Source organism: Acidobacteriota bacterium (genome assembly GCA_016703965.1).
Taxonomy (GTDB): Bacteria; Acidobacteriota; Blastocatellia; order Pyrinomonadales; family Pyrinomonadaceae; genus OLB17.
Window position 1 is genome coordinate 857,048 of the sequence record JADJBB010000021.1, and the last position, 13,214, is coordinate 870,261.

At 51.2% G+C, this 13,214-nt stretch carries 12 protein-coding genes and 1 riboswitch; all 12 genes read left to right on the forward strand.

Features of this window, described 5'->3' with window-relative positions; all coding sequences use genetic code 11:
* The first annotated feature begins 126 nt into the window (after nucleotides 1-126).
* The 12 genes from IPG22_11360 (at nucleotide 127) to IPG22_11415 (ending at nucleotide 13,181) form a co-directional block, all read left to right on the forward strand.
* A complete protein-coding gene (locus IPG22_11360; protein ID MBK6588882.1) occupies nucleotides 127-1,014 on the forward strand; it encodes a LysR family transcriptional regulator in 888 nt (295 codons plus the stop codon).
* Between the two features lie 165 nt (nucleotides 1,015-1,179).
* Nucleotides 1,180-1,503: a PilZ domain-containing protein gene (locus tag IPG22_11365; protein MBK6588883.1), complete on the forward strand. Its 324-nt coding sequence runs from the start codon at nucleotides 1,180-1,182 to the stop codon at nucleotides 1,501-1,503.
* A 46-nt stretch (nucleotides 1,504-1,549) separates the two neighbouring features.
* A complete protein-coding gene (locus IPG22_11370; GenBank protein ID MBK6588884.1) occupies nucleotides 1,550-2,677 on the forward strand; it encodes a carboxylate-amine ligase in 1,128 nt (375 codons plus the stop codon).
* 437 nt (nucleotides 2,678-3,114) lie between these two features.
* Nucleotides 3,115-4,002 (forward strand): ABC transporter substrate-binding protein, encoded by an 888-nt coding sequence (locus IPG22_11375; protein ID MBK6588885.1) that lies wholly within the window; start codon nucleotides 3,115-3,117, stop codon nucleotides 4,000-4,002.
* Between the two features lie 65 nt (nucleotides 4,003-4,067).
* Nucleotides 4,068-5,021 carry an iron ABC transporter permease gene (locus tag IPG22_11380; protein MBK6588886.1) on the forward strand — a complete coding sequence of 318 codons (954 nt, stop codon included), beginning with the start codon at nucleotides 4,068-4,070 and terminating at the stop codon, nucleotides 5,019-5,021.
* A gap of 93 nt (nucleotides 5,022-5,114) precedes the next feature.
* Nucleotides 5,115-5,876 (forward strand): ABC transporter ATP-binding protein, encoded by a 762-nt coding sequence (locus IPG22_11385; protein MBK6588887.1) that lies wholly within the window; start codon nucleotides 5,115-5,117, stop codon nucleotides 5,874-5,876.
* A gap of 35 nt (nucleotides 5,877-5,911) precedes the next feature.
* A riboswitch (cobalamin riboswitch) is annotated at nucleotides 5,912-6,113 on the forward strand.
* A gap of 32 nt (nucleotides 6,114-6,145) precedes the next feature.
* Nucleotides 6,146-8,452: a TonB-dependent receptor gene (locus tag IPG22_11390; GenBank protein ID MBK6588888.1), complete on the forward strand. Its 2,307-nt coding sequence runs from the start codon at nucleotides 6,146-6,148 to the stop codon at nucleotides 8,450-8,452.
* A 143-nt stretch (nucleotides 8,453-8,595) separates the two neighbouring features.
* Nucleotides 8,596-9,081, forward strand: coding sequence for a hypothetical protein (locus IPG22_11395; protein ID MBK6588889.1), 486 nt, complete (start codon nucleotides 8,596-8,598; stop codon nucleotides 9,079-9,081).
* 6 nt (nucleotides 9,082-9,087) lie between these two features.
* Nucleotides 9,088-10,566, forward strand: coding sequence for an Asp-tRNA(Asn)/Glu-tRNA(Gln) amidotransferase subunit GatB (gatB, locus tag IPG22_11400; GenBank protein MBK6588890.1), 1,479 nt, complete (start codon nucleotides 9,088-9,090; stop codon nucleotides 10,564-10,566).
* Nucleotide 10,567: 1 nt separating this feature from the next.
* Nucleotides 10,568-11,476: a hypothetical protein gene (locus IPG22_11405; protein ID MBK6588891.1), complete on the forward strand. Its 909-nt coding sequence runs from the start codon at nucleotides 10,568-10,570 to the stop codon at nucleotides 11,474-11,476.
* Between the two features lie 32 nt (nucleotides 11,477-11,508).
* Nucleotides 11,509-12,426 carry a hypothetical protein gene (locus tag IPG22_11410; protein MBK6588892.1) on the forward strand — a complete coding sequence of 306 codons (918 nt, stop codon included), beginning with the start codon at nucleotides 11,509-11,511 and terminating at the stop codon, nucleotides 12,424-12,426.
* 38 nt (nucleotides 12,427-12,464) lie between these two features.
* Nucleotides 12,465-13,181 carry an SDR family oxidoreductase gene (locus tag IPG22_11415; GenBank protein ID MBK6588893.1) on the forward strand — a complete coding sequence of 239 codons (717 nt, stop codon included), beginning with the start codon at nucleotides 12,465-12,467 and terminating at the stop codon, nucleotides 13,179-13,181.
* The last annotated feature ends 33 nt before the right edge of the window (nucleotides 13,182-13,214 follow it).

Genomic DNA, 13,214 nt, shown 5'->3' on the forward strand with positions numbered 1-13,214 from the left:
CATAATGTCTAGTTATGAAATTATAATTTGGTGAGTACGTTGAGGGGCCGCACGGGTTTGCACTCGGGCGATTTAGCAATACACTGACGGTATATAAATAGGTTTGACTCTCTCCGCCGGGACGCGATGGATATTAACCAGCTTGAAGTTTTAGTGACAGTCGCTCGCGAGCGAAGTTTCTCGCGAGCAGCCGAAGTTCTGAATCGAACACAGCCCGCGATCAGCCAGGCGATACGCCGCCTCGAAAGCGAGATCGGCGAAAAGCTCTTTGACCGCTCTTCGAAGGATGGAACACTTACGTTTGCAGGCGAAGTTTTACTCAGCCATGCCAAGCAGATGCTCAACCTCCGGCTGCATGCCCAGCAGGCAATCACCGAGATGCGGAACTTGCAGCATGGCAAGGTCACCATCAGCGCGAACGAACATACCGTTTTTTATTTGCTGCCGGTCATCGAGGAATTCAGAAAACAGCATCCGCTGATCAAGATCGAAGTTCAGCGCGGCGTCGCCAGCCGCATCCCAAAACAAATAACCGCCCGCGAAGTCGAGCTGGGAGTCATTTCGTTCACGCCGAATGACGAATCGCTGCGTTCGATCAGCGCGATGAGCGACGAGCTCGTGCTCGTCGTTTCGCCAAAACATCATCTCGCAAAATTTACTGAGGTTTCGATAAAAGACCTGGGTACCGAGACCTTCGTCGCCCATAATGCGCCGTCACCGTATCGGCAAAAGGTCATCGAGACTTTTGAAAAGCATAAAACGCGGCTCAATATCTCCGTCGAGCTGCCTTCGCTCGAAGCAATTAAACGACTTGTCGCCCGCGGAGTCGGCCTTGCCCTCGTCCCGCGTATCACTGCGAGAGCCGAGATCAATGCGGGATTATTGAAAGAGCTGTCGGTGAAGGAAATGAAGCTCGAACGTAAATTGAACATCATCTATCGCCGAAACTCCGAACTTTCGCACGCAGCTAAAGCGTTTTTGAAGGTTGCAAAAGAGCTCGGCGGAAAAAGCTAAGCGAAGCATGACTGGAGCGGCAAGCAAGGATGCTTGCCCCTCCGGTCACGCTGCCGCGAATTTCGCGACATTCACGTCAAATTTCTCTATGTAATACAAATACTTTGAGTTAGAATGTGAAACAGATTCATCACAGATCTTAACTGGAAAGAACTCACACAATTTATGACTGAAACAGACCTCAGTGACGCACGTCTGCCCTCCGAACGGCGTACCTCCGACCGTAAAAAGCTGATAGTTGACGTCCGCTTCGAAGGCGGCGATGGCACCGGCATTGCAAACACGCGCGATATCGGCTCGGGCGGCTTGTATATGACAACCACTGCCCCGCTCGACGTCGGCACGCCGATCGTAATGGCTCTTAACATTGGCGAACGCTCGATGAATATTCTAGGCACGGTCGTTTACTCGGACCCGGGCCATGGCGTCGGAGTCAGATTCAAGGACCTAAGTGCCGACGATGAGACATTCTTAAGTGAAATAGCATAAAGATCAGCGAATCTGGACTCTTGGACTTTGGAATCAAAAAAAACTTATGTTTGATCAATTCACGCTTGGCATCGAGGAAGAATTTCAGATCGTTGATCCTACAACGCGCGAGTTAAAATCGCATGTTTCTGAGATCCTCGAGGAAGGCAAGCTGCTGCTTGGTGAGAAGATCAAGCCTGAAATGATCCAGTCGATGATCGAGGTCGGTACTGGCGTTTGCGCAAACATTAAGGAAGCGCGTGAAGACCTTTCGACGTTGCGGTGCATCATTTCGAGCCTTGCACAGAAGAAGGGAATGGCCATCGTCGCTGCATCGACGCATCCTTTTTCGAAGTGGTCCGAACAGGAGATCTACGACGGTGATCGATATAAATTACTGGTTGACGAATTGCAGATGGTGGCCCGCAGCCTGCTGATCTTTGGGCTCCACGTCCATGTCGGTATTCCCGATATGGAAAAACGTATTCAGGTTATGAATGCGGCCCGTTATTTCCTGCCGCATGTTCTGGCTTTGACGACATCGTCGCCATTTTGGCTGGGTTTCAACACGGGGCTGAAATCATATCGGTCCGAGGTTTTCAAGAAATTCCCGCGTACCGAGATACCCGACACGTTCGAATCTTATGCGCAATATCAGGCTTATGTTGACCTGCTGGTCAAGATGAACTGCATCCAGAATGGGTCGAAGATCTGGTGGGATGTGCGTCCGCATCATCTTTTCCCAACACTCGAATTTCGTATTTGCGACATCCCGACCCGAGTTGATGACACGATCGCGATCGCTGCTTTGTTCCAGGCGATCGTTGCGAAATTGATGGTGCTCAACGACGGCAATCTCGGTTTCCGCATCTATCATCGCCGGTTGATCCTCGAAAATAAATGGCGGGCGATCCGCTACGGGCTTGACGGTATGATGCTCGATCTGGGCAAACAGAAAGAGGTTCCGGCGCGGGACCTGATACGCGAACTGCTTGAATTTGTTGACGATGTGGTCGACCCGCTCGATTCGCGTCATGAGATCGAGCATATTCATACGATCCTTGATCGCGGCACCTCGGCCGATGAGCAGCTTCGCGTATACGAGGAAACCGGCGGCGACTTTAACGCTGTTGTGGACATGCTCATGGTCAACACGCTCGAGAATGTGCCAGCTGAGTGTTTCGGCCAGAAATAGCGATTGTCCCTGGCGATTGACTCGAACACCGCTAGCCCTGATACTGTGGTATTGATAATTAAACGTCTGAGGAGCAGGTCTATTGTGACCAGCAAAGAAACAGGGTAAGCCGGGTGAGATTCCCGCACGATCGCGTCACTGTGATGCGATTTTGGATTTGCGATTTTAGATTTTGGATTATTTTTCAATCCAAAATCAGCGATCTAAAATTCAAAATCGATAAGTCAGATTTCCTGCCTCAAACGTATTTGCCGTTGGTAGATGTTTCGCGTCAAAACATCGCAGGCAGACACGAGCTTTCTATTTTAATATTTTGGAACGCCTTGTTTTTCTGGTCGATGTACGTCGACTGCGATAAAACGAGGCGTTTTTGGTTTTGGGGAAGGAGTAGAAAGCTGAAGTTAAAAAAAATAAAAAGCGGAAAGGTGCTGACAGTGATGTTCTTCGCAGTCGCCGTATTTGCGGGCTGCCGGAGCAATGTTTCGATTCCTAATACAAACGCACCCGCAACCGTCGCCATGCGACAGGTTACTGACGATCTCGGTCGAACCGTCGCAGTACCGGTGAAGATAACAAGGGTCGTTTCGCTTGCGCCAAATCTGACCGAAAATATTTTTGCCGTCGGTGCAGGCGACCGGCTTGTTGGCGTGACGACATTCTGCAACTACCCGGAAGCTGCCAAGTCAATTGCGAAGATCGGCGACACGATGAATCCGAACATGGAATCGATCATCGCGCTAAAGCCGGATGTTGTTTTTGTTTCGACCGCTTCGCAGATCGAGGCGTTCATGAAAACGCTTGAGGCGAATAAGATAGCGGTTTATGTGACGAAAGCAGATTCACTCGATGCTCTGATGAAGAACCTAAGCGATCTCGGGGACATATTTGGGTCAAAGGACATTTCTTCTAAGCTCATTTCAGACCTGACCACACGAATTAATACGATCCAAAAGACGGCGGGCGACACTCGAACGCGTGTCTTCGTTCAGATATCGAAAGAGCCGTTATTTACTATAGGAAATCAATCATTTTTAACAACAGCGCTCGGCAAAGCGGCTGCCGAGTCAGTGACCCGCCAGGTCGAGACCGCGTATCCGAAATTAAGCAAAGAAACAGCATTGGCTCTAGATCCTGAAGCCATTATCTTGTCGGACAGTGAGGACAACCGCGAACCTAATGAGGTTTTCAAGAATTCTCCGGCGGTGAAAAACGGTCGAGTATATAAGGTAAATGCCGATCTGCTGTCGCGGCCGGGGCCTAGGTTGGTGGATGCGTTGGAACAGATCGCGAAGGATCTGCATCCGGAGAAGTTCCCGAATAAGTAATAAGTTTCGAGTGAGAAGTTATAACTTAAGATTTTTCACGTCTACCTTATTTCGAATTAACCATCGTGAATCGTAAGGCCATTATTATCGGATTAGCATTACTCGCTGCATTGGCTGCCGCGATAATTTTGGCTGTGCTCTTGGGGGCCGAACGGTTGCCAATATTTGATCTGAACGAGCAGCAGGCCTCGATACTTTTTGATATCCGTTTGCCGAGGATATTGCTTGGGGCTTGCGTCGGCGCGAGTTTGGCGGTGGCGGGGGCAGGGTTGCAATCGCTACTAAGAAATCCGTTGGCTGAGCCTTACTTGTTGGGAGTTTCGAATGGAGCGGCGCTCGGAACAATGCTAGCGTTCGTGTTTTTTCAGAGCCTTGAGATCACGCGGCCATTGCTTGCGTTTGCGGGAGCGGGGCTCGCGACGGTCGCCGTTTATCGAATGGCGAAGAGCCGGGCGGGGATGAATGTCGAGCGGTTGATTTTGTCGGGGGTGATCGTCACCACTTTTTTATCGTCCGTGATCGTGATGCTCACGACGCTGCTGGACGCGGCGAAGCTCCGAAGCTTCACATTTTGGCTCCTCGGCGACCTTTCGCAAGCCACGCGGAACGGCGTTTATCTCAGCCTTGGAGCCGTGATCGTCGGCACGATCGTTCTAATGTCGCAGGCTCGGGCCTTGAATCTGATGATGGTCGGCGAACGCGACGCATTTGATTTTGGTGTCGAGGTTGGCCGCGTTCGAATGCTGGTTTTCGGTGCCGCAAGCTTGGTTGTCGGTGCGGCTGTTGCCGCGAGCGGTTCGGTCGGTTACGTGGGCTTGATAGTCCCGCATCTGGTGAGATTGAGCGTCGGGAGCGACAATCGTTTGGTCGTTCCGTGCTCGGCGATCGCTGGAGCCATCTTCGTGGTCTTTGCAGACACGATCGCGCGGACGGCGATCGCTCCCAGGGAACTACCAGTCGGCGCTGTCACGGCGTTAATTGGTGCTCCGATGTTTATTTATTTGTTGCGGAGAAATTAACAGGGATGGAGGGGATGAAAGGGATTTCAAAACAGGCAATTATCCCCTTTATCCCCTTTATCCCCTTTATCCCTGTTTAAGAAAATGTTGGATGTGAGAAATGCCACTATAAGTTATGGAGCGTGCGAGGTTTTGCAGGAGATCTCGTTTTCGCTGGAGCCGGGCTGTGTCGTCGTTCTTCTTGGTGCCAACGGAGCGGGGAAAACTACGCTGATAAAAGCTCTGAACGGCACGCTGCCGCTGTCGTCGGGCGAGGTCACGCTCGATGGGAAACGTCTCGCTGACATTTCGCGGCGTGAGATAGCTGAGAATATTGCAGTAGTCGCTCAGGAAAATGAAACGCGGTTTCCAGTAACAGTTTTGGAGTTCGTGCTGTCTGGGCGGTTCGTTCACGGGAATGCGTTTGGTTGGGAGAGTGATGCGGATATCGAATTCGCGAAAAAAGCGTTAGCGGATTGTGACCTCAGCGGATTTGAAACGCGATTGATGAATCATTTGTCTGGCGGCGAGCGACAGCGAGTTGTGTTGGCGAGAGCGTTGGCAACTGGAGCCAAGATCCTGTTGCTCGACGAGCCGACTGCGAATCTAGATCTCGCACACCAGGCGATGATGTTTCGGCTGGTTCGTGAGCGGTGCTCACAAAGTAATTACTCGGCGATCGTAATCACTCATGACCTGAATCTCGCGGCGGAATTTGCCGACGAGATCATAATGCTGCACCGAGGACGCATTGCCGCGGCGGGACCGCCTGAAAAAGTTTTAACTGCCGACAATGTTCAAGACGTTTTCGGAGTAAAAGTTTTGTTGGATGAAAATCCAGCGAGTCGTAAATTACGTGTTACGGCAATATATTGATGGTTGATCGCTGATCGCGGATCGATGTAAGAAAATACAACCATCAACGATCAACAATCACTTTTGACATTCGATGCAATGGAAGTTTGGTGAAAGTCCAACACTGCCCACGCAACCGTGAGCTCGATTTTAGATTTCGGATTCTAGATTTTGGATTTCTTTCGGAGAATCAAAAATCGGCAATCCAAAGTCTGAAATTAGGTAAGCCGGGAACTTTGCTCGATCGTTTGGGTTTTGAACCATTCTGCGATGGGTAGAAAAGGAGCTTCATGAAGTTTTTTAGATTAGTTTTTTTTATTTCGTTATTGTGCATCGGTATTACGGCGCAGCAAACCGCGCCAGTTTACGGCCGCTTAAAAGACCTGGGACAGATCGTCGCTAATCAAACCGTACGACTCTTATCCGCGAGCGGATCATTTGAGACAAAGACCGATGCCGACGGCGTTTATCGATTCGAGGGAATTGAGGACGGCAGATATTTGCTTGTTTATGGCAATAAACAGGCGAGCGTCAGCGTGAAAAACGGCCAGCTTTCGGCAGGTGAACTCGCTGACGTTGTCGTCGTTGCGGCCAATCGAACGCAGACGATAGAGCAAGTTTCGAAAACCGTCGACGTTATCGACGGCCAGGAAATGCGTGATCGGGCTGATTTTTCCCTGGTAGATAGTTTGCGTTCGATCCCGGGTTTTCGTGTACAGCAACTGGGTGGTTTTGGACGCCTAGCGTCTATCAAGACTCGGGGTTTGAGAAATCAGGACACGGCCATTCTGATCGATGGGATCAGGTTTCGCGATGTGACGGCGATCACGGGCGACGCGTCGGCGTTTTTGAGCGATCTTACGCTGACGAGCGTCAGCAAGGTTGAAGTTTTGCGTGGTTCGGGTTCGTCGGTTTACGGCACGAACGCGATCGGCGGCACTATCGATTTTCAGACACCGCAAACTCGAAAAGGTACACACGGCCAGATCGGCGGAGCTGTCGGCGGCCTCGGGCTGGGACGGTTTCGCGGCAATATTTCGCATGGGGCCGAAAACGGCAGATTCGGCATAAACGCGGCATTGTCACGGACCGCTTATACGAAAGGTATAGACGGCCAGGACAATGCGAACAATACGAATTTTCAAACGCGTATCGACGCTGATCCATCTTCGAAGACAAACATCTCGGGCCGCGTCTTCTTTTCAGATGCAGATGTAAGGCTGAACTCCAGCCCCGACACCTTGGGCACACCGCCATCGAGTAACGCGTCGATCATATCTGCTAACCCGAATGTGAATTTTTGCACGGATGCTAATGATCCGGATAACAAACAAAGATCGCGATTTTTTAGCGGTCAATTTGTCGTAAACCAGGTCATTAACAGCAGGGTTGTGATCGGCGGGTACTTTCAGGGACTGCAAACGAAACGAACGAACGATAACGGCGTTCTCGGTTCAGGGTTTCAGAGTGCATCGACCAGCATTTACGACGGTGCGGTCCAGACCGCAAATGCCCACATCAACTGGACGCCGAATGACGCTAATCAATTTACCGCCGGGTATGAGTTCGAGAGTGAGAAATATGGCAACGATGGCCGGACGGCGAGCGGAACCGGCAATTTCTTCACACGGGCCGGTCAAAAGAGCAGCACCTTTTACGTGCAGGATCTGGTCAGTTTGGTGGACGGGCGTCTGCAGCTTGCGGGTAGTGCCCGTGTACAGAGTTTCAGCCTCGACCGGCCGGGATTTAGTTTGACGAACGCGCTGTATAGCAACCTGACGCTCAGCGATCCGCCGACTGCAACCACATTTGACGGGGCTGCGTCGTATTTTTTCAGAACTTCGGGGACCAAACTTCGTGCTCATGTGGGTAATGGCTATCGCGTTCTGTCTTTGTACGAACGGTACGGTTCGTTCTTTTCAAGTTTTGGCACACCGAGTTTTACCGCTATCGGCGATCCATTTTTGAAGCCTGAGAAAACGATCGCGTTTGACGCTGGAATCGAGCAAAATCTTGCGAGCGAACGCGTTCGGCTCTCCGCAACATACTTCTATACAAAGCTGACGGATATTATTGGTTACGGAAATGTGGTCGCAAATATTGGCTCAACGTCCCGTCCATTCGGCGGTTATGTGAATCAGCAAGGCGGTATTGTTCGGGGCGGCGAATTTAGCGTGAAGGCAAAGGCGACTCGTTCAACGGACATTTTTGCATCGTACACGGTCACCAACAGCCTCCAGCGGACGCCGCAGGTCACGGGGAATTCGAATCTGAAGACGCTCGGGATTCCTGATCATCAGTTCACGTTTGTGGCGACACAACGATTCAAACGATTCTGGGTAAACCTAGATTTTCTTGCTACATCGACGTATCTTGCCCCGATCTCTAGCAACACATCTTTCCAAACGTATGTGTTTCGGTTCAAGGGAAATCGAAAGGGCGACCTGACCGGTGGTTACACGTTTGGGATCAAGAGCGAGAAGATGACGCTGCGGCTTTTTGGCACGATCGAGAATGTTTTTAACCAGGAATATTTCGAGAACGGATTTCGTACGGCCAAGGCCACGTGTCGCGTCGGTTTGAGCTTCGGATTCTAAGACGTATTAACCGCGAATGTAGCGAAAAGGGGCGGAATCAGGAATTTTCTTTTTTCGTCCCTTTCGCGGTTTTCGCGGTTAACTGTATTGCTATCGTTAGCATCAAACTTCGTGTTAAAATCAAAAAACTGGAGACGATAGTTATGAGATTTAAGATCGCGGCTTTGATGTTTTTTATTGCGGCAACGGCAATCTCCTCTATGGCGCAAAATAAGACCGTTACAAATGCCGACCTTGAGAAATACCGGCAGGCTCGACTGGCGGCGGAGCGCGAATATCGCGAAAACTACGAACGCCTCGGAATGCCGTCTCCGACGGAATTGGAGCGGCGGCGGGAACACAGCCGTATCGAAACGGAACGGCTATCCGAAAAACTGAGAAGCGAGGAACTCGACCGTGAACGTCTGAACGCGGCGATGGGCGTGTATGAGCAGCCGTCTGTCCAAATCCTGCACATCCCACAGCCGCAAGGATATGGATCGATCTATTATTGGTCTAATGGCCGGAGATATAGGTCGCCGCGTCCGCAGTATGTTTATCAGCAGTCAGGCTATATTGGCGGCGGAACGTTTTGGCCGACAGGCAGCCGCACTCCATCGCAGCCGGCTTTCAAGCGGGTGCGCAGATAATTATTTATGAAAGAAGGTTGGGAAGCAGTTATTGGCATGGAGATCCATGCTCAGTTGGCGACAGATTCTAAGATCTTTTGCTCGTGTGCGGTCGAGACGGGCGGCGAGCCAAATTCGAATACGTGTCCGACATGTCTGGGTCTGCCCGGGGCGTTGCCTGTTTTGAACAAACGGGTGATCGATCTCGCGGCCCGCGCCGCTTTGGCATTGGGGCTTGAGATCCAGGAAACATCGGTGTTTTCCCGCAAGAATTATTTCTATCCCGATCTGCCGAAGGGCTATCAGATCTCACAATACGATAAACCGTTTTCAGCCAATGGGCATTTGACCATTCTCACCGCGGACCGGGATGAGCATGGACGCGTCGAAGAATGGAAGCCGATGACCATTCACATTCAGCGGATGCACCTTGAGGAAGACGCGGGGAAGAACGTTCACGAAGGACTTCCTGAGACAGACAAATATTCTTACATCGACCTGAATCGGGCTGGGACTCCGCTTGGTGAGATCGTTACTTCGCCGGATTTTCGCTCGTCGTGGCAGGCTTATGATTACGTGAATCACGTGCGCCGTGCGCTGCAGTGGGTCGGGGCGAGTGATGCAGATATGGAGAAGGGAAACCTTCGCTGCGAGGCGAATGTTTCGGTTCGAAAGGTCGGTGAAACTGCGTTTCGAAACAAGGTTGAGCTAAAAAATCTAAACTCGGTTCGTTTCATGCAAAAGGCGATCGAATATGAGATCGAGCGTCAGATCGAGGCTCACGAAAAAGGTGAAGAGGTAAATCAGGAATCGCGTCTTTGGGATGAGAAGAACAACCGCACGCGATTTATGCGCAGTAAAGAGGACGCGCATGATTACCGTTATTTTCCCGAACCTGATCTGCAGCCGGTAAGAGTTTCGCCGGAGTTTATCGAGCAGGTTAAGAGAGAAATGCCTGAGATGCCCGATACGATGCGCGACCGGTTCATCGAGGTTTATGGGCTTACTTTTTCGGATGCGTCGCAGCTCGTTACCGACAAGGATCTTGCGGCCTATTTTGAGACTACGGCCCGCATCACCGCGAATCCAAAAATGTCTGCGAATTGGATACTCGGCGAGCTTACGCGCGAGCTTAACAATTCCGGAAAGGGCGTTGTGGAGAGTCTGACGACTGCCGAGGATCTCGCCGAGCTCTTGAATACGATCAGCTCCGGATCGATCAACAATAATCAGGGCAAGGAAGTTCTCATTGAGATGTTCGCTACTGGCAAACCTGCTCCTCAGGTTATTAAAGATAAAGGCTTTGAGCAGGTTTCGGACAGCGGGGCGATCGAAAAGATCATTGATGAAGTGATCGGCGCTAACCAGGCAAACGTCGATGCATATCGCGGAGGTAACGAAAAGCTGTTCGGCTTCTTTGTTGGCCAGGTGATGAAGGCATCGCAGGGAAAAGCAAACCCCAAGGTTGTAAACGAGTTGCTTATCCCCAAGTTGAAAGGCAGTTAGTATGAAGTTCCTTTCTCTAGCTCTTTCGATCACCCTGCTTTCCGGTTCGATCGCTTATGGTCAGGCAGGCACGGGCGTGGTACGTCAAAAGGAAAGAGAAGCCAGTTTGCTGTCTCATACGCTCAATGAGCGCACTCGTGCAGACGGCCGGGACGACATAAATCGAATTAATTCGAATGGAACCGTCGAGGAACGTCTGAAGCTTGAGCGAATACGGGAGCTCTATCGCAATCCGACCGACCAGGAACAAAGGGCGGTCGCTCCGGATACAGAAGACCTATCAAAATACGCGGACCTTCTCAAGAATAAGAATTTCGGGTTAGTGCGGCTGATGCCTGACTACGGATGCGACGAGATCACCTTCCAGACTAACCGATCGGACCGATGCGATATGCTTAAAATTCCGGGCGGCGGGGCGGCTTTTTCGTTTCGCACACGCACGCACAGGCAGTGGCGTTTTGCTGATCTGATCTATGACGGACGCAGCTTTTTGGCCTTTGGCCAGGGTTCGCAAGGGTTTTTGGCGAATATCGGTGACGTTCAGCTTGAGCATCTGAACGACAGCTCGCCGGGGCTGAAATTCATGACAGATTTTGTGCCGGCAACGCAGTTTGAAAAGATAAGAGAGCAGAATCTGTCATTTTCAAGGCGAGTGATCGATGGCGAACATGTCTATTCCAAGGTCGTGCCGGCCAAGATAAATGTGACGTATTTGCTGCGTTCGATCGCTTATAAAGCTTATGTTGCACGCGATTTTGAAGGGGTACGGTTTAACGAATTATCGTTTGATAAGAGGACGGACATAATTGTGGCGTTCCGCGTAGTTAGGATGTCACCTGACGGGAGCTTAACGCTTTTGTGGCGCGAGATGCGGAATCTAGACTCTCCGAAGATCGCCGATCCCAGATAGTAAGGAAAAAAGAGCTTTCGCCACAAAAGAAGATGAAGTATTTAGCTGCAATTTGCGTAGTGCTTGTTTCCGCGGTATTTACGTCGGCGCTCGCATTTCAAGTCTCAGCCACGCCCGCTCCGATCACGGTCGGCACTCCGACACCCGCGTATAATCGCAACTCTGATTATGAGATCACCAAACTAAAAAACAAGCCAAAGGATGAGCAGATAAAGCAGGCGGGTGAGAATAAGGAGATGCTTACCAAGTACGTCGATCCTCTCTACAGGGTGCCGATGGCAAACGAGCTTTCCACAGTAGCCATCGCCCCCGAGATCAGGTCTGTTTTCGATTCGTTTTTATCGCGGCCGAATACCGGCATTTTTAGAATAACGCCCGACCTCGGGTGTGCCGAGATCATCGGGATGGCCCGGCCCGAGGGTGATTGCTTAAAATATCCATTCCCCGGTGCCGGCAATGCCTATTCTTTCCGGAAGCATGGTTACCGAATGCGGGGTGTATCCGATATTTCCTTTAGCGGAGCTAAATTTATTACGCCGGGGGCGCTGACGCAGGGAATCCTCGTAAAGCTCGGGGATCTTCCGATCGAGAGCTTAGATCTTATGTCAGACGGTGTGGCGTATCTGCCTCAGTTTCAGCCGGCAGACGCGATCAAGGTGGTTACAGAAACCAATCGAAAGTTTGAGGCTGGGGTCGAAGCGGGTGGATTTCGCTACGCAAATACAGCGGCTGCAGAGATGAATATGACCTACGGACTGAGGTCGATCGCTTATCGGGGCGAAGTTGTACAGTCGTTTCAGGGAGTTGTGTTCAATGAACTCGACTATGATAAACGGCGTGATGTAATAGTCCTGTTCCGGACAGTTGGTTTTGACGTGGATGGAACTCTTATCGTCCTCTGGAAGGAGCTCAGAAATACCGAGTCGCCAAAACTCAGATCTCAGAAGTAGTTTTAAGAAGTGATTCCGATTTTAAGCCATAACAAATTATGAATTTAGCTAACAAAGTCGGCGTCGTTACGGGCGGCACCAAGGGGATCGGCTATGCGATAGCTGAGAAATTATTAGATGCCGGAGCGAGTGTTTTTATTTGCGGACGAACCGTTTCGGCCGTCGAGGGAGCACTTAAAACGCTGGCGTTGAGAGGCAAGGCTGTAGGACGCAGTTGCGACGTCCGCAATGACGAACAGGTGCGTTCGATTCTGGCTGATTGCGAGCGAGTGCTCGGCGGCGTCGATATTCTGGTCAATAACGCCGGGATCGGGATCATGGGGAAAACGGTCGAGCAGATCACGCCGGATGAGTTTCGGCAAACGGTCGAAACCAATCTGTTCGGCGTTTACTATGCCTGCCATTACGCGGTGCCGCTGATGAAGATACGCGGCGGCGGTTACATCATTAACATTTCATCGCTCGCCGGCCAGAACGCCCATCCCAAAATGGCAGCCTACAACGCCTCAAAATTCGGCCTTAACGGCTTTTCCGAGGCCCTCATGCAGGAGGTTCGCCAGGACGACATCAAGGTCAGCTACATCTGCCCCGGCAGCGTCAATACCTATTTCGGCAACGACACGCCGTCCGCCGAAAAGATGTGGCAGATCCAACCCGAAGACATCGCCGAGGTCGTCATCGACCTTTTGAAAATGGATGCACGAACGCTGCCCAGCAAGGTCGAGATCCGCCCGAGCAAACCACCGGTCAGTTGAAAAGTAGGCGGTAGGCAGTTGGCGGTGAGCAGG

Excerpts from the sequence above, each read along its gene's own strand:
- IPG22_11360 (MBK6588882.1), top strand. The coding sequence starts at position 127 with ATGGATATTAACCAGCTTGAAGTTTTAGTGACAGTCGCTCGCGAGCGA.
- IPG22_11365 (MBK6588883.1), top strand. The coding sequence starts at position 1,180 with ATGACTGAAACAGACCTCAGTGACGCACGTCTGCCCTCCGAACGGCGT.
- IPG22_11370 (MBK6588884.1), top strand. The coding sequence starts at position 1,550 with ATGTTTGATCAATTCACGCTTGGCATCGAGGAAGAATTTCAGATCGTT.
- IPG22_11375 (MBK6588885.1), top strand. The coding sequence starts at position 3,115 with ATGTTCTTCGCAGTCGCCGTATTTGCGGGCTGCCGGAGCAATGTTTCG.
- IPG22_11390 (MBK6588888.1), top strand. The coding sequence starts at position 6,146 with ATGAAGTTTTTTAGATTAGTTTTTTTTATTTCGTTATTGTGCATCGGT.
- IPG22_11395 (MBK6588889.1), top strand. The coding sequence starts at position 8,596 with ATGAGATTTAAGATCGCGGCTTTGATGTTTTTTATTGCGGCAACGGCA.
- gatB (MBK6588890.1), top strand. The coding sequence starts at position 9,088 with ATGAAAGAAGGTTGGGAAGCAGTTATTGGCATGGAGATCCATGCTCAG.
- IPG22_11405 (MBK6588891.1), top strand. The coding sequence starts at position 10,568 with ATGAAGTTCCTTTCTCTAGCTCTTTCGATCACCCTGCTTTCCGGTTCG.
- IPG22_11410 (MBK6588892.1), top strand. The coding sequence starts at position 11,509 with ATGAAGTATTTAGCTGCAATTTGCGTAGTGCTTGTTTCCGCGGTATTT.
- IPG22_11415 (MBK6588893.1), top strand. The coding sequence starts at position 12,465 with ATGAATTTAGCTAACAAAGTCGGCGTCGTTACGGGCGGCACCAAGGGG.